The following is a 22,721-nucleotide window of genomic DNA, read 5'->3' as shown; positions in this document are numbered from 1 at the left end:
ATCATGGATGTAAGAAAACTTGCGATAAGCCTGTGCGCGCTGATCCTTCTCGCGGTTGGAACCGTGCTGTATTTCCAGGTGAGTGGACGGGATGACGGGGGGCGCCCCAAGGGCAATCCTGAGATCGTCCAGCAGATCGAGGCACGCCACGGTGCGGCACTGCGTGCTGTGGGGGTGCGCAGCCTGGGCGTCGATCCGCGCAACACCGAAGACGTGGTGGTGGTCTTTGCCGGAGGGGGGCATCTGGGGCGCAAGGTCGCCGGGCGTCTGCCGGGCTTGGTCGGGGACCGTGGCTGCGGCAGGCTGGAAATCGGGATCTCGGTGGGCGACGCGTTGACGGCCTGGGGGAGCATGGATGATCCGGCCTTCATGTCCCGCCTGGACTGTGTGGTCGGCAAGGTGGTCGAACAGGCGGCGGAACTGCGCGACCCGGGCTGATTTTCGGGCGCCGGCCGGCTTGAACCGTTATACTGCGCGCCGGGAAGTTCGCCAGGCAATCGCGGTGCTTGCGCATCGAGGAAAGTCCGGGCCCCATAGAGCAGGATGCCGGCTAACGGCCGGGCGCCATAGCCTTCGGGTAAAAGCGACGGAAAGTGCAACAGAGAGCAGACCGCCGATGGCTCTTCGGAGATCAGGCAAGGGTGAAACGGTGGGGTAAGAGCCCACCGCGGCACTGGCGACAGTGACGGCACGGTAAACCCCATCCGGGGCAAGGCCAAATAGGGGGACGTTGACGCTGCTCGCGGAGTCCCCGGGTAGGCTGCTAGAGCGGCGTGGCAACGCGTCGACCAGAGGAATGATTGCCCGGCAGCTGGATCGTCAGATCCAGCTGCTCGACAAAACCCGGCTTATCGGCGGGCTTCCCCCACATTCTCGGTTTTTCCACTTTTTTCCACCTGCGGGGCCTTTTCCGGTCTGCCCGCAGCGTGGTGGTGTCCTGTTTCACCTTCTTTTTCCTTGCTGGGCGGAGCCCGGCAGGCGGCGCTATTGATCCATCACTTTTGCATTCCTTCTCATGGGCATTGATTTATAAGCGGATTTGCCTTGCGCTCTTCTGAACTGTAAGTGCTTGTGTCCAAAAGAAATTTACGTAGTGGTCAAGTTGACCGAGTATTTCTTTTCCTCTAAAGTGGGGCGAAGTGGATGAAAGTGGGGAAAAGTGAGTTTTTCCGGTTCGTCCGAGTGGAGAAGTGGGGGAATGATGTTTCAAGGCGCTGCAGCGCTCAGTCTCGATGCGAAGGGTCGCCTGGCGATTCCGGCGCGGCATCGGGACGCGCTGACGAAGCTCGCCGAGAACCAGCTTGTCCTCACGGCCCACCCCCATCGCTGCCTGCTGATTTATCCGGCGCCGGCCTGGGTGCCCATCCGTGACAAGGTGCTGGCCGGGTCCAGCCTCGATCAACATTCCGCCCTGCTCAAGCGCCTGCTCGTTGGTTTTGCCCGCGACGAAGAAATGGACTCCTCCGGCCGCATGCTCATTGCGCCGGAACTGCGTGCTTTTGCTCAGCTCGAGAAGCAGGTGTATCTGGTGGGGCAGGGCGACCACTTCGAACTCTGGTCGGATGCCGGTTGGCAGAAACAGCAGGAGGCAATCTTCGCGCTGGGTGATCAGCTCATGCCTGCTGGTTGGGAAGCTCTGCCGTTGTGATGAATACGCCGCATATCACCGTGCTACTGGAAGAAGCAGTGGCTGCCCTGGCTATCAAGCCGGATGGCGTCTACGTGGATGGCACCTTCGGGCGGGGCGGGCACAGTCGTGCAATCCTGGCCCGTCTTGGGCCGCAGGGGCGTCTGATCGCGTTCGACCGGGATCCGGTGGCGATTGCCGCCGGGCAGGCCGTGGCGGATCCGCGTTTCGAACTGGTGCACGCGCCGTTCTCGGATTTTGCCGAGGCCCTTGCCGAGCGGGGCATCGAGCGGGTGGATGGGGTTCTGCTGGATCTGGGGGTGTCGTCCCCCCAGCTGGACGAGGCGGAGCGGGGCATGAGCTTCCGCTTCGATGCGCCGCTCGACATGCGAATGGACACGACCCGCGGGGTGACTGCCGCGGAATGGCTGGCGGAAGCGCCTATTGCTGACATCACCCGCGTACTGAGGGAATACGGTGAAGAACGGTTTGCTTATGAGATTGCAAAGGCGATTGCAGCTGCTCGGGCAGGGGGTGCTGTTGCAACCACGGGACAGCTTGCCGCGATCGTGGAGAAAGCGGTCCGCACACGCGAGCCGGGTCAGCACCCTGCGACGCGCACCTTCCAGGCTCTACGGATTTGTGTCAATCAAGAGCTTGAGGAACTGTCGCTGATCCTGCCGCAGGTCGTGGCAAGGCTGGCGGTGGGAGGCCGTCTTGTGGTGATCAGTTTCCACTCGCTGGAGGATCGCATCGTCAAGCGCTTCATGCGGGACGAGTCGCGTCCGCCGCAGCTTCCCGCCCGTCTGCCGGTCCGTGCGGCCGATCTGCCCAAGCCAAAGCTCGCGCTGGTGGGCAAGCCCGTGTGGCCGTCCGATGAGGAGGTGGCCGCCAATCCGCGTTCGCGCAGTGCCGTGATGCGCATTGCCGTGAGGCTGGAGGCCTGACATGGCGCGCCTCAACGGATTCCTTCTGATGCTGGTGGTGGCCAGCAGCCTTGGCGTGGTGGCTTCGCAGCACCAGGCCCGCAAGCTGTATGCCGCCGTCGAGCGGGAGCAGCAGCGTTCCAGCCAGCTGGAAGTAGAGTGGGGTCAGCTCCAGCTGGAGCAGAGCACTTGGGCCGCCCACGCCCGTATCGAAAAACTCGCTCGCGAAAAACTCGCGATGCGCCCGCCTCAGTCTGGGCAGATCATTGCCATCGAGGAGCGGCCATGACCAAGGCCAAGAAGGGCGTCACCTTCAACCACAATCCCCTCCTGCGTTCCGAACTGCCGGCCTGGCGGCCGCGTTTCGTGCTGCTGTGCCTGCTCGGTGGCTCCCTGGCGCTGATCGGCCGGGCCGCCTACCTGCAGGGGGTCAATGATCAGTTCCTGCAGGCCAAGGGCGAGTCCCGCTACGCCCGTTTGCTGGGCGTGCCGGCCACCCGCGGCAAGATCACTGATCGTCAGGGCGACGTACTGGCGGTGTCTTCGCCGGTCAAATCGGTCTGGGCGATCCCCGAGGATGCCCGTCTCAATCCGGCCCAAACGCGTCAGTTGGCGGGGCTGCTGGAAATGGACGTCAACGAGGTCAACCAAAAGCTGGCGGTGGACAAGGAGTTCGTCTACCTGAAGCGGCAGGTGTCGCCTGAGCTCGCCGATCGCATCGCCGCGCTCAAGCTGCCGGGCATCCACGATCAGCGGGAATACCGCCGTTTTTATCCCGGCGGCGAGGTCATGGCCCATGTGCTGGGCTTTACCGGCGTGGACGACAAGGGCCAGGAGGGCATTGAGCTCGCCTACGAGTCGGCGCTCGCTGGCAAGCCCGGCTCCCGGCGGGTCGTCAAGGACCGGCGTGGCAACGTGGTCGAGGACGTGCAATCCATCCGTCCGCCACAGGACGGCAAGGAAGTGGCGCTGTCCATCGACAACAAGATCCAGTACCTGGCCCACGCCGCGCTCAAGCAGGCCATCACCGACAACAAGGCCAAGGCCGGTGGCGTGGTGGTGCTCGACGCCAAGACCGGAGAGGTCCTGGCGCTGGCCAACGCGCCGACCTTCAATCCGAACAACCGGGTCCATCTCACCGGTGATCAGCTGCGCAACCGAGCGCTGACCGACACCTACGAGCCGGGCTCGACGATGAAGCCTTTCACGGCGGCGCTGGCCCTCGAGAACGGCAAATTCACGTCCAATACCGTCATCAACTGCGCCCCAGGGCGGATGACCATCGGCACCGCGACGATTTCCGATGCTCACCCCCATGGCGCCTTGACGGTCGCCCAGGTGATCCAGAAGTCGTCGAATATCGGTGCCGCCAAGATGGCGCTGACCTTCCAGCCCGAAGTGATGTGGAAGATGTTCGACAGTCTTGGCTTCGGCTCGCCGCTGAAGCTTGGCTTCCCGGGCGAGGTCGGTGGTCGTCTGCGTCCGGCCAAGAGCTGGCGCCCGATCGAGCAGGCCACGATGTCCTACGGCCACGGCATCTCGGTAAGCCTGATGCAGATGGCCAATGCCTACCAGGTATTTGCCCGCGACGGTGACATGGTGCCTTTGTCCCTGTCGCGCCTGGATGCCCCGCCGTTGCATGGCTCCCGCGTTTTCTCGCCGCAGACGGCCCGCGAAGTGCGGCAGATGCTCGAAATGGTGGTCCAGCCGGGCGGCACGGCGACACAGGCCAATATCCCAGGCTACCGCGTCGGCGGCAAGACCGGCACGGCCATGAAACTGGTCGGCGGCCATTATGCGCTCAAGTACGTGGCGTCCTTCGTTGGCATCGCGCCGATTTCCGATCCGCGCCTGATCGTCGCGGTGATGATCGACGAGCCGACGGGCGGCAAGCACTACGGCGGTGACGTCGCGGGCCCGGTCTTCGCGCAGGTGATGGGCGGCGCCCTTAGAACCATGGGTGTGCCGGCTGACGCCCCCTTGAAACCCTTGCAGGTCGCCCGTCAGGGCACCACGTCCGCCGCATCCGGGGAGTCCATGTAAATGCAGCAGCCTCAGCAGAAGGCGCGCGCCATTCTCGATGAACTGGCGAAGGCCGGCGTGACCGTGTCGCGCCTGTGCGCCGATTCACGCCAGGTGCGTCCCGGTGATGTCTTCCTGGCCCATCCGGGGCATCGGGTAGACGGACGGCGCTTCATCAAGGATGCCGTCAACGCAGGCGCCATGGCTGTGCTATGGGAACGCAACGGCTACGTCTGGGATGCCAGCGTTCAGGTGGCCAATCTGGCGGTGGATGGCCTAGCGACGCTGTCCGGTTATCTGGCCGACGAAGTGTTCGGGCGTCCGTCGGAAGCCCTGTGGCTGGTCGGCGTGACCGGCACCAATGGCAAGACCTCGGTGAGCCAGTGGCTGACCCGTGCCTTCGCGGCCCTCGGCCGCAAGTGCGGAGTGGTCGGGACGCTGGGCATCGGCTTCCCCGGCGCGCTGTCGGCGAGCCTCAACACCACGCCGGACAGCCTGACCCTGCACCGCACGCTGGCTGAATTCCGCGCCGCCGATGCCCAGACCGTGGCCATGGAGGTGTCCTCCATCGGGCTCGACCAGGGGCGTCTCAACGGGTTGCGCTTCGATGTGGCGGTGTTCACCAACCTGACCCGCGACCACCTCGATTACCACGGCAGCATGGAAAACTACGCGGCTGCCAAGGCCCGACTGTTCGACATGCCCGGGCTGCGCTCGGTGGTGCTCAACCTGGACGACCGCTTCGGCATGGAGCAGGCTCGTCGCCTGGCCGGGCATGGGCTGGAGGTCATCGGCTATACCCTCATCGCCAGCAATGCCGACGCGGCGCCGGTCAATCGTGTGCTGATCGCCGACAAGCTCACCACGACGGCCGCTGGCATGCGTTTCACCGCGCGCTGCGGCAACGAGTCCGCCGATCTTTATCCGAACCTGGTCGGGCAGTTCAACGTCTCCAACCTGCTGGCGGTCATCGGTACGCTGATGGCGTCCGGTTTCACGCTCGACGACGCGGCCTCGGTGGCCGAAGGCCTGACGCCGCCCCAGGGGCGCATGCAGACCCTGGGTGGCGTCTGCGATCCGCTGGTGGTGGTCGATTACGCCCATTCGCCGGACGCGCTTGAACAGGTGCTGACCGCCGTGCGCGCCACCGTCACCGCCCGCAACGGACGCATGACCTGCGTGTTCGGCTGCGGCGGCGACCGCGATCCCGGCAAGCGGCCGATCATGGGCGAACTGGCAGCGCGTCTGGCCGACCGCGTCGTGCTGACCAGCGACAATCCGCGCAGCGAGGATCCGCTGGCGATCCTGCAGCAGATCGCAGTGGCTACCGGCGGCCCCCAGGTGGAGATCATTCCCGATCGCGCCGAGGCGATCCGCAAGGCCATCCTGTCCGCGGCCGCCGACGACGTGATCGTGGTGGCCGGCAAAGGGCATGAGCCCTATCAGGAGATCAAGGGTGTGCGCTATCCCTTCTCCGACGTGGAGCAGGCCCGGGGCGCGCTGCAAGCCTGGAACGATGCCCAGGGAGACCTGCTTTGATGGATATCCAGGAAGCCGCGCTGGCTACGGCGGGCACGGCGGTAGGCGGCAATGCCGCCTTTTCGTCGGTGAGCACCGACTCCCGCGCGATCCAGCCGGGGCAACTGTTCGTGGCCCTGCGCGGCGAGCGTTTCGACGCCCACGCCTTCGTGTCCGCAGTGGCGGCGCAAGGGGCGGTAGCCGCGATGGTGGACCGCGCCTGGGCGGCGGCCAACCCGGTGCCGCTGCCGCTGGTGATCGTCGACGACACGCGCCTGGGGCTCGGCCGCCTGGCCGCGAGCTGGCGCAGCCGTTTCGAATTGCCGCTGATCGGCGTGACCGGCAGCAACGGCAAGACCACCGTCAAGGAAATGTGCGCGGCGATCCTGCGCGAGCAGACGCGTCGTGACGGCTTCGACCCGGACCTCGCCGTGCTGGCCACCAAGGGCAACCTCAACAATGACATCGGCCTCCCGCTGATGCTGCTGCGCCTGTCGGGCAACCACAGGGCGGCGGTCATCGAGATGGGCATGAACCATCCGGGCGAGATCGACTACCTGACCCATCTGGCCCGGCCGACCGTGGCGCTGGTGAACAATGCCCAGCGCGCGCACCTGGAGGGCATGGGCAACCTCAAGGAGGTCGCCCGCGAAAAGGGGGCAATCTACAACGGGCTGGCCTCGGATGGCGTCGCGGTGATCAATGCCGACGACGCCTTCGCCGGTTTCTGGCAAGGCCTCAACGAAGGGCGCCGGACGCTCACCTTCGGCCTGAAGGCTGCGGCCGACGTCACCGCGCGCAGCACCTGTCACGGTTTTGCCAGCGATGTCGTGCTGAACGCACCCCAGGGCGAAGTCCGCTTCCGGCTGCAGGTGCCGGGCGAGCACAACGTGCGCAACGCGCTGGCGGCCGCGGCGGCCTGCCTGGCGGCTGGCGTGTCCCTCGATGCAGTGGCCGACGGGCTGGGCGGATTCACCGGGACGCCGGGGCGCCTGCACCTGTGCAAGGGCCTCAATGGCGCGGTGGTCATCGACGACAGCTACAACGCCAACCCAGACTCGATGCGTGCCGGCATCGCAGTGCTGGCCGCCACCCTGGGCCGCAAGATCCTGGTGATCGGCGACATGGGGGAGATCGGCGAGCAGAGTTTCCAGTACCACGACGAGATCGGCGGCTACGCGAAGAGCGAAGGCGTTGATTTCCTGTTTGGGCTGGGTGAGATGAGCGAGATTGCGGCACGCAATTTCGGCGAAGGCGGTTTCCATTTCAGCAAGCTCGACGACCTCGTCGCGGCGCTGAAGCAGGAGCTCAATGCAGATACGGTGGTGCTCGTGAAAGGTTCCCGCTTCATGAAGATGGAACGGGTCGTGAACGCCATCGCGGAGAAGGTTTGATGATTTTTAGCAGTACAAGGGTGGGCAGTCCGGTTTCCTTCATCAGCGGGGAGGTCCGGCATGCTGCTTGAACTGGCCCTGTGGCTGGGCAAGGATGCCCGTTTCTTCAATGTGTTCGGCTATATCACGCTGCGCTCGGTGCTGGCTGCCGGTACGGCGCTGGTGTTGTCGCTCGTCTTCGGCCCGCCGGTGATCCGCTGGCTGGCAGCCAAGAAAATCGGTCAGGCGGTGCGCGACGATGGCCCCAAGTCCCACCTGACCAAGGCGGGCACGCCCACCATGGGAGGCGCGCTGATCCTCATCGCCATCGCCTTCACCACGTTGCTGTGGGGCGATCTGCGCAACAAATACGTGTGGGTGGTGCTCTTCGTGACCCTTGGCTTTGGTGCCGTGGGTTGGGTGGATGACTGGCGCAAGGTGGTCTATCGCGACCCGAAGGGGCTGGCGAGCCGCTGGAAATACTTGTGGACCTCCGCCATCGCGCTGGCGGCGGCCATGTTCCTCGGCCTGACCGCTACGCTGCCGGCCCAGATCGAACTGATCGTGCCGTTCTTCAAGACCGTGGCCTATCCGCTTGGCGTGATCGGCTTCATCATCCTGAGCTACTTCGTCATCAACGGCACCAGCCACTCGGTGAACCTCACCGACGGCCTCGACGGTCTGGCGATCATGCCGACCGTGATGGTCAGCTCGGCGCTGGCGATCTTCGCCTACGTGGCCGGCCACATGGGCTTCTCCAAGTATCTCGGCGTGCCCTACATCCCGGGCGCCGGTGAGCTGGCAGTGATCTGCGGCGCGATCGCCGGTGCCGGCCTCGGCTTCCTGTGGTTCAACGCCTATCCGGCGGAGGTCTTCATGGGCGACGTCGGCGCACTGGCCCTCGGTGCGGCGATGGGCACCATCGCGGTGATCGTCCGTCAGGAGATCGTGCTGTTCATCATGGGCGGCCTGTTTGTTGCCGAAGCCCTGTCGGTGATGGTGCAGGTGCTGTACTTCAAGTACTCCGGCGGCAAGCGCATCTTCCGCATGGCGCCGCTGCACCACCACTACGAGCTCGGTGGCTGGAAGGAAACCCAGGTAGTCGTGCGTTTCTGGATCATCACGATCATGCTCGTGCTGTTCGGCCTGTCCTCCCTCAAGCTGCGGTAAGCCGACATGAGCACTGCCCAACTCACCCTCGTTCTCGGTCTCGGCGAATCCGGCCTGGCGATGGCCCGCTGGCTGGCCGGGCAGGGCGTGGCGCTGCGAGTGGCCGATTCCCGCCCGTTGCCGCCCGGCGTGGATCGCCTGCGCAGCGAGGTGCCGGCGGCGGAGATCGTCACCGGTCCGTTCGAGCTGACCCTGCTGGATGGGGTGAACCGCATCGCGATCAGTCCGGGCATCGACCCGCGCCAGCCCCTCGTGCAGACGGCCCGCCAGCGCGGTATCCCGGTCGTCGGCGAGATGGACCTGCTGGTGCAGGCCCTCGAGACCCTCGGCGTGCGCGGGCAGACGAAGATCGTCGCCATCACGGGTACCAACGGCAAGACCACCACCACCACGTTGGCCGGTGAGATGGTGCGGGCCTGCGGCGTCGATGGCGTGGTCGCCGGCAATATCAGCCCGGCGGCGCTGGATGTATTGATGGATCGTCAGGCCGCCGGCCAGGCGCTGCCCGCGGTGTGGGTGCTGGAGTTGTCGAGCTTCCAGCTGGAAACCGCGCCGGCGCTGGAAGCCGTTTCGGCCACCGTGCTCAACGTCACCGACGATCACCTGGACCGCTACGATGGGCTGGACGACTACGCGGCTGCCAAGGCTGCGGTCTTCCAGGGACGTGGCGTGCAGGTCCTGAACCGGGAAGATGCCCGCGTGGCGGCGATGGCGCTGCCGGGGCGGCGCGTCTTCAGCTTCGGTGTCGATGCGCCGGCCAGGGCCGATGATTTCGGCGTGCTGCAGGCCGCCGACGGCGAATGGCTGGTACGTGGCGCTGAGCGCCTGCTGCCGCGTTCCGAACTGAAGCTGGCCGGCAATCACAACGTCGCTAATGCGCTGGCTGCGCTCGCCTTGTGCGAGGCCGCCGGCCTGCCGCGGCCGGCCCTGGTGGCGGCGTTGAAGGCCTTCCGCGGTCTGCCGCACCGGGTCGAGCAGGTCGCCGAGCGTGGCGACGGCGTGACCTATTACGACGACTCCAAGGGCACTAACGTCGGCGCGACGGTTGCCGCGCTGGAAGGACTGCGCCGCAAGGTGGTGCTGATCGTCGGCGGCGATGGCAAGGGCCAGGATTTCTCGCCGCTGAAGGACGCTTTCAGTCGCTACGCCCGCGCGGTGGTGCTGATCGGCCGTGACGCGCGGACCATCGAGGCCGCGGTGGCCGGTTGCGGCGTGCCGCTGCTCCACGCCGCCGACATGGATGCGGCGGTGCTGGCAGCCGATGCCCGCGCCGAAGCCGGCGATGTGGTGCTGCTGTCGCCGGCCTGTGCCAGCCTCGACATGTTCCGCAATTATGCCCACCGCGCCCAAGTCTTCATCGACGCGGTGAAACGTCTGCCCGGAGTGCGTGCCGTATGAAACTCGCTGCCCGCCTGTCCGACTTCTGGGCCCGCCATGCCGGCGACAACGGTTCGCTGGTGACCGGCCGCGCGGTCCATCGCCTGATGCGTCCGCTCAGCCAGCCGCGGGAGCTCGACCCGGCGCTGATCTGGTCGTCGGCGGCACTGCTGCTGATGGGCCTGGTGATGGTGTTTTCGGCGTCCATCGCGACGGCGGAAGGCAGCCGCATGTTCGGCCACCAGCCGGCCTATTTCCTGATCCGCCACGCGGTCTTCCTGGCCATCGGCGTGATCGCCGGGGTGATGGTCTTCCAGATTCCGATGCGTGCCTGGCAGGAGATGGCGCCGTGGCTGTTCATCGCCGGCGTGGTGCTGCTGCTGATCGTGCTGATCCCCCACGTGGGGCGGGATGTGAACGGCGCCCGGCGCTGGTTGCCGCTGGGTGTCGTCAACCTGCAGCCGTCCGAGCTGATGAAGCTGTTCGCGGCCCTCTACGCCGCGGATTACACGGCCCGCAAGCTGCCCTTGATGGGCAGCTTCAAGCAGGGCTTCCTGCCGATGGCCGGCGTGATCCTGTTCGTCGGCTTCCTGCTGCTGAAGGAGCCGGACTTCGGCGCCTTCGTGGTGATTACCGCGATCGCCTTCGGGGTGCTCTTCCTGGGCGGCATCAACGTGCGCCTGTTCGCGCTGCTGGCCGTGGTCGCGGCGGTGGGCTTCGTGCTGCTGATCACCTTCTCCGAATACCGCCGCCAGCGCATCCTCGGTTTCATGGACCCCTGGCAGGACGCCTACGGCAAGGGCTACCAGCTGTCCCATGCGCTGATCGCCTTCGGGCGCGGCGAATGGTTTGGCGTCGGCCTCGGCGGCAGCATCGAAAAGCTGTTCTACCTGCCGGAAGCCCATACCGACTTCCTGCTCGCGGTGATTGCCGAAGAACTCGGTTTCGTCGGCGTGGTGACGGTCATTGTGCTGTTCGCGATCGTGATCCAGCGGGCCTTCGCGATCGGTCGTCAGGCCGTGGTGCTGGAGCGCAACTACGCCGCGCTGGTGGCCCAGGGGATCGCCATCTGGTTCGGTGTGCAGTCCTTCATCAACATGGGCGTGAACATGGGCCTGCTGCCCACCAAGGGCCTGACGCTGCCGATGATGAGCTTCGGTGGTTCCGGCATCCTGGCCAACTGCGTGGCCATCGCGATCCTGCTCCGCATCGATTGGGAAAATCGCCAGATCATGCGTGGAGGCAAGGCCTGATGCCGACGCTGATGGTCATGGCCGGCGGTACCGGCGGCCACATCTACCCCGGTCTGGCCGTTGCGGACGCCCTGCGCGCGCGCGGCTGGAAGGTGGTGTGGATGGGCAATCCGGAAGGCATGGAGGCGCGCATCGTGCCGGCCAGTGGCTACGACATGGCCTGGGTGCGTTTCTCGGCGCTACGCGGCAAGGGTGTGCTGCGCAAGCTGCTGCTGCCGTTGAACCTGTTGCGTGGTTTCGCTCAGGCCCTTGGCCAGATCCGTCGCGTCAAGCCGGATGTGGTGCTTGGCATGGGCGGCTACGTGACCTTTCCCGGCGGCATGATGGCGGCATTGCTCGGCCGACCGGTGGTCGTGCATGAACAGAATTCCGTCGCCGGCCTGGCCAACCGCGTGCTGGCCGGCGTCGCCGACAAGGTGGTGACCGGTTTCCCGGGCGTGCTGAAGAAGGGTGAATGGGCCGGCAATCCGGTGCGTGCCGAGATCACGGCCGTTGCGCCACCGATGGAGCGTTTCGCTGGCCGGAGCGGGCCGCTGCGGGTGCTGGTGGTAGGCGGCAGCCTCGGCGCGGCCGCCCTCAACGAGGCGATGCCGAAGGCGCTGGCGCTGCTCGCGCCGGAGCTGCGTCCGGTGGTCACCCATCAGGCGGGCGCCAGGCAGATCGACGCCTTGCGCGCGGCCTACCAGGCCGCTGGCGTCGACGGCGAGTTGCTGCCCTTCATCGACGACATGGCGGCGCGCTATGCCAATGCGGATCTGGTGATCTGCCGTTCCGGCGCGCTGACCGTCGCTGAGCTGGCAGCCGTCGGCGTGGCCAGTGTGCTGGTGCCTTTCCCCCATGCGGTGGATGACCACCAGACCGGCAACGCCCGTTTCCTCGCCGATGCCGGCGCGGCGGTGTTGTTGCCACAAACCGAACTGACGCCGCAGCGCCTGGCCGCGCTGCTGCAGGAGATGGATCGCGAGCGCCTGTTGACGATGGCCGACAAGGCCCGCGGGTGTGCCAAGCCGGAAGCGACGGCCCGTGTGGCGGACGTCTGCGCCGGTCTCGCCGGCTAAAGGAATAACGTGAAACACAAAGTCAAAAGCATTCATTTCGTCGGGATCGGCGGCGCCGGCATGAGCGGCATCGCCGAGGTGCTGCTCAATCTCGGTTACGAGGTCAGCGGCTCAGACCTGGGCGACAACGTGGCGACCCGTCGCCTGCAGGCGCTGGGGGCCCGTGTGGTGCAGGGGCATGCCGCCGAGAACGTCGCCGAGGCCGACGCGGTGGTGACCTCCACCGCCGTCAAGGGCGACAACCCGGAAGTCATTGCCGCCCGCAACCGCGGCATTCCGGTGGTGCCGCGGGCCCAGATGCTGGCCGAGCTGATGCGCCTCAAGCAGGGCATCGCCATCGCCGGCACCCACGGCAAAACCACGACCACCTCGCTGGTGGCGAGCATCCTCGCCGAGGGCGGGCTGGATCCGACTTTCGTGATCGGCGGCAAGCTCAACGCGGCGGGCGCCAATGCGCGTCTCGGCAAGGGTGATTTCCTGGTCGCCGAGGCGGACGAGTCGGATGCGTCATTCCTGCTGCTGACGCCGGTGATCTCGGTGGTCACCAACATCGACGCCGACCACATGGAAACCTACGGCCACGATTTCGCGCGGCTCAAGCAGTCCTTCGTGGATTTCCTGCAGCACCTGCCTTTCTACGGCGTGGCGGTGCTTTGCGACGACGACAAGCACGTGCGTTCCATTGTGCCGCTGGTGTCCAAGCAGATCGTCCGCTACGGCTTCTCCGAGTCGGCCCACGTGCATGCGGAGAACATCCACGCGGTGGACGGCAAGATGACGTTCGATGTGTTGCGTCGCCACGGGGAATTCGAACCCCTGCACGTGGTGCTCAACCTGCCGGGCCGCCACAACGTGCTCAACGCGCTGGCGGCCATTGCGGTGGCGACCGAGGTCGGCGTGTCCGACGAGGCCATCGTGAAGGCTCTGGCCGAGTTCAAGGGCGTCGGCCGGCGCTTCCAGCGTTATGGCGAGGTGGCGCTGCCGAATGGCGGTGCGATCACCGTCATCGACGACTACGGCCACCATCCGGTGGAAATGGCGGCGACCATCGCTGCCGCCCGTGGCGCCTTCCCGCACAAGCGCCTGATGCTGGCCTTCCAGCCGCATCGCTATACGCGCACGCGGGACTGTTTCGAGGATTTCGTGAAGGTTTTGTCCACCGTCGATGCCTTGCTGCTCGGCGAAGTGTACGCCGCCGGCGAAGCGCCCATCGTGGCGGCCGACGGCCGTTCGCTGGCGCGGGCGCTGCGCGTGGCGGGCAAGATCGAGCCGGTGTTCGTCGAGAACATCGAAGACATGCCGGCGGCCATCCTGGCCGCGGCGCAGGACGGGGACGTGGTGATCACGATGGGCGCCGGCAGTATCGGCGCTGTACCCGGCAAACTGGTGAGTGGTGGAGTCTAATAAGGTGGCAACTGAGGTGAGCAGTCGATTCGGAAAAGTGGCGGTCCTGCTGGGCGGGGCGTCCGCTGAACGGGAGATTTCCCTGATGTCGGGTGGTGCCGTGCTGGCGGCGCTGCAGGGCGCGGGCGTGGATGCCCATGCCTTCGATCCGGCCGAGCGGGACCTGCACATCCTCAAGGAAGAGGGGTTCGACCGTGTCTTCATCGCGCTGCACGGGCGCGGTGGCGAAGACGGCACGGTGCAGGGCGCCCTCGAGCTGATGGGCATTCCCTATACCGGCAGCGGCGTGATGGCCTCGGCCATCGCCATGGACAAATGGCGCACCAAGCTGGTGTGGCTGGCCAGCGGCCTGCCGACGCCGCGCTTCGCGATCCTCGACGAGAAGACAGACTGGGATGCGGTGGTGGCCCAGCTCGGCCTGCCGATTTTCGTCAAGCCGGTGCATGAAGGCTCCAGCATGGGCGCCACCAAGGTTACCGAGGCCGGCCAGCTGAAGGCGGCCTGGGAACTGGCTGCCAAGTACGATTCGCTGGTGCTGGCGGAGGAGTTCGTGACCGGCCAGGAGCTGACCGCGCCGTTCCTCGGCGATCAGGCCCTGCCGCTGGTGCGCATCGTCGCGCCGGGGGGCAACTACGATTACCAGAACAAGTATTTCACCGACGACACCCAGTACTTCTGCCCGAGCGGCCTGCCCGAGGCTCTCGAGACGGAGATCAAGGCAGCGGTCGTGCGTTGCGCCCAGGTGCTGGGTTGCCGCGGCTGGGGCCGTGCCGACCTGATCCTGCGGGACGACGGCAGTTTCACGCTGCTCGAGATCAACACCGCACCGGGCATGACCAACCATTCGCTGGTGCCGATGTCGGCCCGCGTGTCCGGTCTGCCCTTCGAGGCCCTGTGCCTGGAAATCCTTGCCGGAGCGCGTCTTGGCTGACCAGCGCGCCACCTCCAACGTTCCGCCGCCGGCGGGGGCCAAAGCCGCCCCGGCGAAGCGCGCGCGCGCCGCGCGCCCGGTGCGGGACGCCGGAGGGAACGGGCTGTGGGATCGCCCGCAGCTCCTCAATCTGATCGCCGACGTGCTGATGGTTTTCGGTGCGGCGGGCCTCGGCTATGCGGCGGTGGCGGCCCTTTCCCGCCTGCCGGTGTACCCGCTGCGGGAGGTAGTGGTGATGACGCCGCTGGCCCAGGTCACCACGGCTCAGCTGGAGTACGCGGCGCGCTCATCCCTGCGTGGCAATTTCTTCACGGTAGACCTGGATGATGTGCGCGGTGCATTCGAGAAGCTGCCCTGGGTTCGCCGCGCCGATGTGCGCCGGCACTGGCCTGGCGGTATCGAGGTGCGTCTCGAGGAGCACGTCGCCTCGGCCTACTGGCGGGTCGGCGAGACCGGCGACATGCGCCTGGTTAACCGCTACGGCGAGGTCTTCTCGGCGGCCAGCAATGCGCGCATGCCGGTCTTCAGCGGACCGGAAGGCTCGTCCGGCGCGCTGCTGACCAAGTTCGACGATTTCACGCGCAAGCTCGGCCCGCTCGGCAAGCAGCTCGTCGGCGTCTCCCTGTCGGCCCGGGAGGCCTGGCAGCTCAAAATGGACGACGGCCTCACCATTGAACTCGGACACGACCAGCCGAAGGCGCCGATCGACGAGCGCCTGGCCCGTTTCGTCAAGCATTACCCCAGCGCCAAGGCGCAACTGAACATGAACGTGGCGGTGGTGGACCTCCGCTACCCCAGTGGTTTCGCCCTCCGGCCGATACCGCCTGCGGCGGCGGGCAAGCAAGAAAGCAAAGGTAAGCGATGAGCAAGGAATACAAGGAACTGATCGTCGGCCTCGATATCGGCACGTCGAAGATCACCTGCGTGGTGGCTGAACTCAAGCCGGACGGCCACATGGATGTGATCGGTCTCGGCACGCAGCCGTCGTCGGGCCTGAAGAAGGGCGTGGTGGTGAACATCGAGGCGACTGTCGACGCGATCTCGCGGGTCATCCAGGAAGTCGAGCTGATGGCCGAATGCAAGATCCGCGATGTGTACACCGGCATTGCGGGCAGCCATATCCGCAGCTTCAATTCCAATGGCATGGTGGCGATCAAGGACAAGGAAGTCTCGCCGATCGACGTCGAGCGGGTCATCGAGACCGCGCGCGCGATGCCGCTGCCGGCCGACCAGCAGATCCTGCACATCCTGACCCAGGAATTCATCATCGACGGCCAGGACGGCGTGCGTGAGCCGATCGGCATGAGCGGCGTGCGTCTCGAGGTGAAGGTGCACATCGTCACCGGCGCGGTGTCGGCGGCCCAGAACATCGTCAAGTGCGTGCGCCGCTGCGGCCTCGAAGTGCTCGACCTGGTCCTGCAGCCGCTGGCTTCCAGCTACGCGACCTTGTCGGAAGACGAGAAGGAACTGGGCGTGTGCCTGGTGGACATCGGCGGCGGCACCACCGACCTGGCCGTGTTCACGCAGGGCGCGATCCGCCACACCGCGGTGATTCCAATCGCCGGTGATCAGGTCACCAACGACATCGCGATGGCGCTGCGTACGCCGACCGCAGAGGCCGAGGAGATCAAGATCCGCCACGGCGTCGCGATGCACACGCTGGCCGATGCCTCCGAAATGATCGAGGTGCCGGGCGTCGGTGATCGTGCGCCGCGCAAGCTGTCTCGTCAGGCGCTGGCCGACGTGATCGAGCCGCGCGTGTGCGAACTGTACGAACTGGTTCAGGCCGAATTGCGCCGCTCGGGCTACGAGGAGCTGCTGTCCTCCGGCATCGTGCTGGCCGGCGGCGCTGCGGTTATGCAGGGCATGGTCGAACTGGGCGAGGAGATCTTCCACATGCCGGTACGTATCGGCTACCCGAAGTACGACGGCGCGCTGGCCGACGTGGTCTGCGAGCCGCGCTACGCCAACGCGATGGGGCTGGTGATGGAGGGCGCCGCGCAGAAGCGGCGAGGTTTGCAGGCGCGGCAGACGCGTAACGTGGGGCAGGTTTTTTCGCGCATGAAGTCCTGGTTTGAGCGCAATTTCTGAGGGCCGGGGAATCCGGCGAGCGAATTCATTGCATTTGGATAACGGTGTGCGACGGTACTTTATTTAGCGGTAAAATTTGAAGTTATCACTAAATACGGGGCCGATTGCGCAGTGGCACGATCAGCGCAGTATCTCTTGGAGGCGAGGTAAATGTTTGAAATTGTTGAGAAGGTGACCGGGGGCACGAACATCAAGGTAATTGGTGTTGGCGGTGCGGGCGGTAACGCGGTGGATCACATGATCCGCGAAGGGGTGCAGGGCGTGGATTTCATCGCGGCCAACACCGATGCCCAGGCGCTGATCCGTTGCCTGGCACACACCAAGGTCCAGCTCGGCAAGAGCGGTCTGGGGGCCGGTGCGAAGCCGGAGGCCGGCCGTGCCGCAGCCCAGGAGTCCCGCGATGCCATCGCTGCGGCGCTGGAGGGTGCGCACATGTGCTTCATCACTGCCGGCATGGGCGGTGGCACGGGCACGGGCGCTGCGCCGGTGGTTGCCGAGATCGCCAAGGAAATGGGCATCCTGACCGTTGCCGTGGTAACCAAGCCTTTCGATTTCGAGAACCGTATCCGCGTTGCCGAGAGCGGCGTGGAAGAGCTCTCCAAGCAGGTGGACTCCCTGATCGTCGTGCTCAACGACAAGCTGCTGGAAGTCTATGGCGATGACGCCAGCTTCGAGGAATGCTTCCGTTCCGCCGACAACGTGCTGACCTGCGCGGTCGGCGGCATTGCCGAGATCATCAACGTGCATGGCCTGGTCAACGTGGACTTCCAGGACGTGCGCACCGCGATGGCCGAAATGGGCCGTGCGATGATGGGTTCCGCCGAAGCGTCCGGCCTCGACCGTGCCCGCATCGCGGCCGAGCAGGCTGCCGTGTCTCCGCTGCTGGAAGGCACAGAGCTGTCCGGCGCCCGTTGCGTGCTGATCAACATCACCGCCAACCGCAGCCTGAAGATGGCTGAAGTCCGCGATGCAGTGCGCACCGTGCAGGCTTTTGCCGCCCAGGAAGCCTTCGTCAAGTACGGCACCGTCTTCGACGAGGACATGGAAGACCGCATTCGCGTCACCGTGGTCGCCACCGGCCTCGGCGTGGTGCGTGCTGCTGTTGCACGCAAGCCGGAAATGCAGGTGATCCGTACCGGTACCGACAACGTCGGCATGGAAGTGGATTACGGCAACCTGGAGCTGCCGGCGGTGATCCGCCGCACGTCCCGTACGACGGTCGAGGCCATGAGCGCCAACGGTATGTCCACGCTGGATATCCCGGCCTTCCTGCGCAAGCAGGCAGACTGATCCGGCAGGGGCCGCCCTGGTGGCTCGGCCAAACGCGCAGCGGGACGTCGCCTCCGTCCGCTGCGCGTTTGTCGTTCTGGCGGCGGGTGTGCAATGCGTTTGCTGCGGTGCGGCAAAGGTGGTGTGTTAAAATTCAAAGCGTTGAGTGCGAGGCCGGACCATCATGTTGAAGCAGAGAACCCTGAAAACCGTCGTCAGCGCTACCGGCGTAGGGCTTCATAGCGGCAACAAGGTCACGCTCACGTTGCGTCCGGCGGCGCCGGATACCGGCATCGTGTTCCATCGCGTCGACCTCGAACCGGTCGTGGACCTGCCGGCCGACCCCTATGCGGTGTGCGATACGCGCATGTGTTCCGGCCTGCAGAAGGGGGATGCCAAGGTCAATACCGTCGAGCATCTGATGTCCGCGCTGGCGGGGCTCGGCATCGACAACGCGCACATCGACGTGGATGCGGCCGAGATCCCCATTCTGGATGGTAGCGCAGGGCCGTTCGTGTTTCTGATCCAGTCTGCCGGCATCGAGGAGCAGAAGGCGCCCAAGCGTTTCCTGCGGGTGCTCAAGCCCGTCGAATACCTGGAGGGCGACAAGTGGGTGCGGCTTGAGCCCTACGATGGCTTCAAGCTGAGCTTCTCCATCCTGTTCAATCATCCGGCCATTGATCGCACCGGCACGTCGGTGACGGTGGATTTCGCCGAGCACTCCTACGTGCGTGAAGTTGCCCGCGCGCGTACCTTCGGTTTCATGCAAGACGTCGAATTCATGCGCGCCAACGGGCTCGGTCTGGGCGGCAGTCTCGACAACGCCATCGTGATGGACGAGTATCGTGTGCTGAATGCCGATGGCTTACGCTATGCAGACGAGTTCGTGAAGCACAAGGTGCTCGACGCGATCGGTGATCTCTACCTCGCCGGCCATTCGCTGCTGGCAAGCTACAGCGCTTACAAGTCCGGGCATGCGCTGAACAACCAGATCCTGCGCGTGTTGCTGGAAGACCGCAGCGCCTGGGACATCGTCACCTTCGAGGAAGACGCAAAGACGCCGCCCGCCGTGGCGCGGCTGTTCGAACTCGCCAACGCCTGAGACACTGCTGTGCTGATCCTGCGCATTGTGGCGGTGCTGGTGGCGATCGGGATCGGCGCGTCGGTGTTCGCCTTCCTCTTCACGCGTGATCGGCGCTACCTGGCATTGGGCTGGCGCCTGTTCCGCTATGCCATCATCGTTGCACTGCTGTTCTTCGCACTGCTGATCCTCGAGCGCGTACTCGTTCCGTTCGTCTAGCCCGTACTTTTTACGAAGCGCTTCAGGGCCTTGGCCAACGGTGAGTCCGCAGGCAGGCCGGCGGCCAGCTGGTCGAGCCCGCTGCGGGTCGAGTCGCTGATGTGGCGGGAGGGCTGCGGCGGCGGTGCCGGGCGATATTCCCGGACGGCCACCTTCACCTTGATGTCGCGCAGCAACACGCCGGCTCGGGCCAGATCGATGAGCAGGCTGGGCACGGCCTGGCGCAGCTTGACTGCCAGCCCGGCGCTATCGACGTGCAGCACCAGTTCCTCTCCTTTAAGGTTGGCGACCTTGCAACTGCGGGCCATGTAGTCGGGCAGCAGCGCATCGAGCTGACGCTGCAGACGCAGCAGGCGGCCTGCGTGGGCCTGAAGGCGGGACAGGGCAGTGCCGCTGCCGAGGAAATTGTCGATCGAACTGGTGCTCATGGGCTTGGATTTCCGGAATGCGCCCCCATGCTATGTAGAACGTTCGTGTCGTACAAGCGGGCGCCCGCCCGCTGGACCGTCATGGTCGCGTCCGGACGTCATGTTAGAATCGGCGTTTTGCCGCGTTTTCCCTTCCAAATCAAATGATCGCAGGCCTACTCAAGAAGATTTTCGGCAGCCGTAACGACCGCCTGATTCGCCAGTACTCGCAAACGGTGCGCACCGTCAACGCGCTCGAGCCGAAGATTCAGGCCTTGTCCGATGAGGAACTGCGTGGGAAGACCGCCGAGTTCCGCCAGCGCGTCGCCAATGGCGAGAGTCTCGATGCGCTGCAGCCGGAAGCCTTTGCGGTGGTTCGGGAGGCGGGCAAGCGCGTGCACGGCATGCGCCACTTCGACATGCAGCTGGTCGGCGGCATGGTGTTGCACGATGGCAAGATCGCCGAAATGCGTACCGGCGAAGGCAAGACGCTGACCGCCACGCTGCCTGTGTATCTCAATGCGCTGTCCGGCAAGGGCGTGCATGTCATCACTGTCAACGACTACCTGGCCAGCCGCGACTCCGACTGGATGGGGCGCATCTACCGCTTCCTCGGCCTGTCGGTGGGCTGCAACCTGTCGCAGATGCCCCACGACCAGAAGAAGGAAGCCTACGCGGCGGACATCACCTACGGCACCAACAACGAGTTCGGCTTCGACTACCTGCGCGATAACATGGTGTACGACGTCGCCGAGCGGGTGCAGCGCGGTCTCAACTATGCAATCGTCGACGAGGTGGACTCCATCCTTATCGACGAGGCGCGGACGCCGCTGATCATCTCCGGCCAGGCCGAAGACCACACCGAACTCTACATGCGCATGAACGCGGTGCCGCCGCTGCTCAGCGTGCAGGAGGGCGAAGGCGAGAACATCACCACGCCGGGCGATTACACCGTCGACCTGAAGGCGCATTCGGTGCTGCTCACCGAGCAGGGGCACGAACACGCCGAGCAGATCCTCGCCAACCTGGGCCTGCTGGCGGAGGGCACCAGCCTCTACGATCCCGGCAACATCCTGCTGATCCACCACCTCTACGCGGCGCTGCGCGCCCACGCGCTGTACCACAAGGACCAGCATTACGTGGTGCAAGAGGGCGAGGTGGTGATCGTCGACGAATTCACCGGCCGCCTGATGTCCGGGCGTCGCTGGTCCGAGGGCCTGCACCAGGCCGTCGAGGCAAAGGAAGGCGTGCGTATCCAGGCCGAGAACCAGACGCTGGCCTCGATCACCTTCCAGAACTACTTCCGGATGTACGGCAAGTTGTCCGGCATGACCGGCACGGCCGATACGGAAGCCTACGAATTCCACCAGATCTACGGTCTTGAGACCGTTGTCGTGCCCACGTCCCGTCCGATGGTCCGTAAGGACCAGAACGACAAGGTGTACCGCACCCTCAAGGAAAAACACGACGCGATCGTCGCCGATATCAAGGAGTCGGTCGCTCGCGGTCAGCCGGTGCTGGTCGGGACGACGTCCATCGAGAATTCCGAAGTGCTGTCTGATTTGCTGACTCGCGCCCAGTTGCCGCACAACGTGCTCAACGCCAAGCAGCACGCCCGTGAAGCCGAGATTGTCGCCGAAGCCGGCCGGCCGGGCGTCATCACGATCGCCACCAACATGGCCGGTCGCGGTACCGACATCGTGCTCGGCGGCAACGTGGAGAAGCCGATCGCGCTGATCCGCGAGGACGAAGCCTTGTCCGCCGCGGACAAGGAAGCCCAGATCACCACGCTGCGCGAGGAATGGAAGGGCCGCCATGAGCAGGTGCTGACCGCCGGTGGCCTGAAGATCATCGGTACCGAGCGTCACGAGTCGCGCCGTATCGACAACCAGTTGCGTGGCCGTTCCGGCCGCCAGGGCGATCCGGGTGAGAGCCGCTTCTACTTGTCCCTCGAAGATCCGCTGATGAAGATCTTCGCCGGCGAGCGTCTCAACGCGATCATGGTGCGCCTCAAGATGCCCGAGGGCGAGGCCATCGAGGCGGGCATGGTGACCCGTTCGCTGGAAACCGCCCAGCGCAAGGTCGAGCAGCGCAACTTCGACATCCGCAAGCAACTCCTCGAATACGATGACGTCTCCAACGACCAGCGCAAGGTGATCTACCAGCAGCGCAACGAGTTGCTGGAAAGCGCCGACATTGCTGAGACCATCACGGCGATGCGCGAAGGCGTGCTGCACGACCTGTTCCGCATTTACGTGCCGGTCGATTCCGTCGAGGAGCAGTGGGACATCCCCGCGCTTGAACTGGCGCTGGAGTCCGAATACCAGCTCAAGCTGCCGGTGGCCGAATGGGTCAAGGCGGAGCCCAATCTCGCCGACGAGGACATTCTGCAGCGCATTCTCGAGGCGGGCGCCCAGGCCTACGCGGACAAGGTCGCCCTGGTGGACATCAATGCCTGGCGCGGCTTCGAGCGGAACGTGATGCTGCAGAGCCTGGACACCCACTGGCGTGAGCACCTGTCGGCCCTCGACCATCTACGCCAGGGCATCCACCTGCGCGGCTATGCGCAGAAGAATCCGAAGCAGGAATACAAGCGTGAGGCCTTCGAACTGTTCGAGAGCCTCCTGCAGGTGGTGCGCACCGAAGTCACCAAGCTGCTGATGACCGTGCAGATCCGCTCCGAGGCTCAACTGGAGGATGCCGAGGCGCCCCCCGAGCTGGAGAACGTCCAGTATCACCACGCCGACTACGATGACGCGCTGGCCACGGCCAATCCCGACCGGGAGTTGGCCCAGCCGCAAGTGAACCTTGCCCCGAAGGCGGGGCGCAACGATCCCTGCCCCTGCGGATCGGGCAAGAAGTACAAGCATTGCCACGGCAAGCTGAGCTGATACGGCTGCCCATTGACGGCGGGGCCGGCATCATGCCGGCCCCGTTCGTTTACAGTCTGCCTCAAGATGGGCAGTCGACGGCCGTTATGGGGCGAGAGGTGAGG

The 22,721-nt window shown here is 65.3% G+C and carries 20 protein-coding genes and 1 other RNA gene; 20 read left to right on the top strand and 1 reads right to left on the bottom strand.

Going from position 1 to position 22,721, the window contains the following annotated elements; translation table 11 throughout:
* Positions 1-3: 3 nt before the first annotated feature.
* The 19 genes from AC3QL2_RS07605 (at position 4) to AC3QL2_RS07515 (ending at position 19,319) form a co-directional block, all read left to right on the top strand.
* Entirely contained in the window at positions 4-438 is a 435-nt protein-coding gene (locus AC3QL2_RS07605) for a hypothetical protein (RefSeq protein ID WP_493235330.1), read from the top strand.
* Between the two features lie 43 nt (positions 439-481).
* Positions 482-867: RNase P RNA component class A (gene rnpB, locus AC3QL2_RS07600), an RNA gene on the top strand.
* A gap of 334 nt (positions 868-1,201) precedes the next feature.
* Positions 1,202-1,648: a division/cell wall cluster transcriptional repressor MraZ gene (gene mraZ / locus AC3QL2_RS07595; protein WP_493235378.1), complete on the top strand. Its 447-nt coding sequence runs from the start codon at positions 1,202-1,204 to the stop codon at positions 1,646-1,648.
* Entirely contained in the window at positions 1,648-2,574 is a 927-nt protein-coding gene (rsmH, locus tag AC3QL2_RS07590) for a 16S rRNA (cytosine(1402)-N(4))-methyltransferase RsmH (RefSeq protein WP_493235329.1), read from the top strand. Before mraZ ends, rsmH begins: the two co-directional genes overlap by 1 nt.
* Before the next feature lies 1 nt (position 2,575).
* Positions 2,576-2,842: a cell division protein FtsL gene (gene ftsL, locus AC3QL2_RS07585; RefSeq protein WP_079436376.1), complete on the top strand. Its 267-nt coding sequence runs from the start codon at positions 2,576-2,578 to the stop codon at positions 2,840-2,842.
* A complete protein-coding gene (locus tag AC3QL2_RS07580) occupies positions 2,839-4,596 on the top strand; it encodes a peptidoglycan D,D-transpeptidase FtsI family protein (RefSeq protein WP_493235328.1) in 1,758 nt (585 codons plus the stop codon). Before ftsL ends, AC3QL2_RS07580 begins: the two co-directional genes overlap by 4 nt.
* A complete protein-coding gene (locus tag AC3QL2_RS07575) occupies positions 4,597-6,114 on the top strand; it encodes a UDP-N-acetylmuramoyl-L-alanyl-D-glutamate--2,6-diaminopimelate ligase (RefSeq protein WP_493235327.1) in 1,518 nt (505 codons plus the stop codon).
* Positions 6,111-7,487, top strand: coding sequence for a UDP-N-acetylmuramoyl-tripeptide--D-alanyl-D-alanine ligase (locus tag AC3QL2_RS07570; RefSeq protein ID WP_493235326.1), 1,377 nt, complete (start codon positions 6,111-6,113; stop codon positions 7,485-7,487). Before AC3QL2_RS07575 ends, AC3QL2_RS07570 begins: the two co-directional genes overlap by 4 nt.
* A 60-nt stretch (positions 7,488-7,547) precedes the next feature.
* Positions 7,548-8,636 (top strand): phospho-N-acetylmuramoyl-pentapeptide-transferase, encoded by a 1,089-nt coding sequence (gene mraY, locus AC3QL2_RS07565; protein ID WP_493235325.1) that lies wholly within the window; start codon positions 7,548-7,550, stop codon positions 8,634-8,636.
* A gap of 6 nt (positions 8,637-8,642) precedes the next feature.
* Positions 8,643-10,034, top strand: coding sequence for a UDP-N-acetylmuramoyl-L-alanine--D-glutamate ligase (murD, locus tag AC3QL2_RS07560; RefSeq protein ID WP_493235324.1), 1,392 nt, complete (start codon positions 8,643-8,645; stop codon positions 10,032-10,034).
* Entirely contained in the window at positions 10,031-11,266 is a 1,236-nt protein-coding gene (gene ftsW, locus AC3QL2_RS07555) for a putative lipid II flippase FtsW (protein WP_493235323.1), read from the top strand. Before murD ends, ftsW begins: the two co-directional genes overlap by 4 nt.
* The gene (gene murG / locus AC3QL2_RS07550) at positions 11,266-12,324 is read left to right on the top strand and encodes an undecaprenyldiphospho-muramoylpentapeptide beta-N-acetylglucosaminyltransferase (RefSeq protein ID WP_493235322.1); all 1,059 of its coding nucleotides are present in this window, start codon (positions 11,266-11,268) and stop codon (positions 12,322-12,324) included. Before ftsW ends, murG begins: the two co-directional genes overlap by 1 nt.
* A 9-nt stretch (positions 12,325-12,333) precedes the next feature.
* The gene (gene murC, locus AC3QL2_RS07545) at positions 12,334-13,728 is read left to right on the top strand and encodes a UDP-N-acetylmuramate--L-alanine ligase (RefSeq protein ID WP_493235321.1); all 1,395 of its coding nucleotides are present in this window, start codon (positions 12,334-12,336) and stop codon (positions 13,726-13,728) included.
* A 16-nt stretch (positions 13,729-13,744) separates the two neighbouring features.
* Positions 13,745-14,659 carry a D-alanine--D-alanine ligase gene (locus AC3QL2_RS07540; RefSeq protein ID WP_493235320.1) on the top strand — a complete coding sequence of 305 codons (915 nt, stop codon included), beginning with the start codon at positions 13,745-13,747 and terminating at the stop codon, positions 14,657-14,659.
* Positions 14,652-15,524 (top strand): cell division protein FtsQ/DivIB, encoded by an 873-nt coding sequence (locus tag AC3QL2_RS07535; protein WP_493235319.1) that lies wholly within the window; start codon positions 14,652-14,654, stop codon positions 15,522-15,524. Before AC3QL2_RS07540 ends, AC3QL2_RS07535 begins: the two co-directional genes overlap by 8 nt.
* Positions 15,521-16,750, top strand: a complete 1,230-nt coding sequence (gene ftsA / locus AC3QL2_RS07530) for a cell division protein FtsA (protein ID WP_493235318.1) — start codon at positions 15,521-15,523, stop codon at positions 16,748-16,750. Before AC3QL2_RS07535 ends, ftsA begins: the two co-directional genes overlap by 4 nt.
* Positions 16,751-16,900: 150 nt before the next feature.
* Positions 16,901-18,040: a cell division protein FtsZ gene (ftsZ, locus tag AC3QL2_RS07525; protein ID WP_493235317.1), complete on the top strand. Its 1,140-nt coding sequence runs from the start codon at positions 16,901-16,903 to the stop codon at positions 18,038-18,040.
* Between the two features lie 163 nt (positions 18,041-18,203).
* A complete protein-coding gene (lpxC, locus tag AC3QL2_RS07520) occupies positions 18,204-19,121 on the top strand; it encodes a UDP-3-O-acyl-N-acetylglucosamine deacetylase (protein ID WP_493235316.1) in 918 nt (305 codons plus the stop codon).
* Positions 19,122-19,130: 9 nt separating this feature from the next.
* On the top strand, positions 19,131-19,319 hold the full coding sequence (locus AC3QL2_RS07515) for a hypothetical protein (RefSeq protein ID WP_493235315.1): 189 nt from the start codon (positions 19,131-19,133) through the stop codon (positions 19,317-19,319).
* Here the strand turns inward: AC3QL2_RS07515 and AC3QL2_RS07510 are convergent.
* On the bottom strand, positions 19,316-19,747 hold the full coding sequence (locus AC3QL2_RS07510) for a DciA family protein (protein WP_493235314.1): 432 nt from the start codon (positions 19,745-19,747) through the stop codon (positions 19,316-19,318). The two genes, AC3QL2_RS07515 and AC3QL2_RS07510, sit on opposite strands and share 4 nt — an antisense overlap.
* A gap of 143 nt (positions 19,748-19,890) precedes the next feature.
* On the opposite strand from AC3QL2_RS07510, the gene secA reads away from it, so the two are divergent.
* Entirely contained in the window at positions 19,891-22,617 is a 2,727-nt protein-coding gene (secA, locus tag AC3QL2_RS07505) for a preprotein translocase subunit SecA (protein ID WP_493235313.1), read from the top strand.
* Positions 22,618-22,721 lie beyond the last annotated feature (104 nt).

It is taken from the genome of Zoogloea sp. GW822-FHT05C07, assembly GCF_058800215.1.
This window is presented reverse-complemented; position numbering and strand designations above follow the sequence as displayed.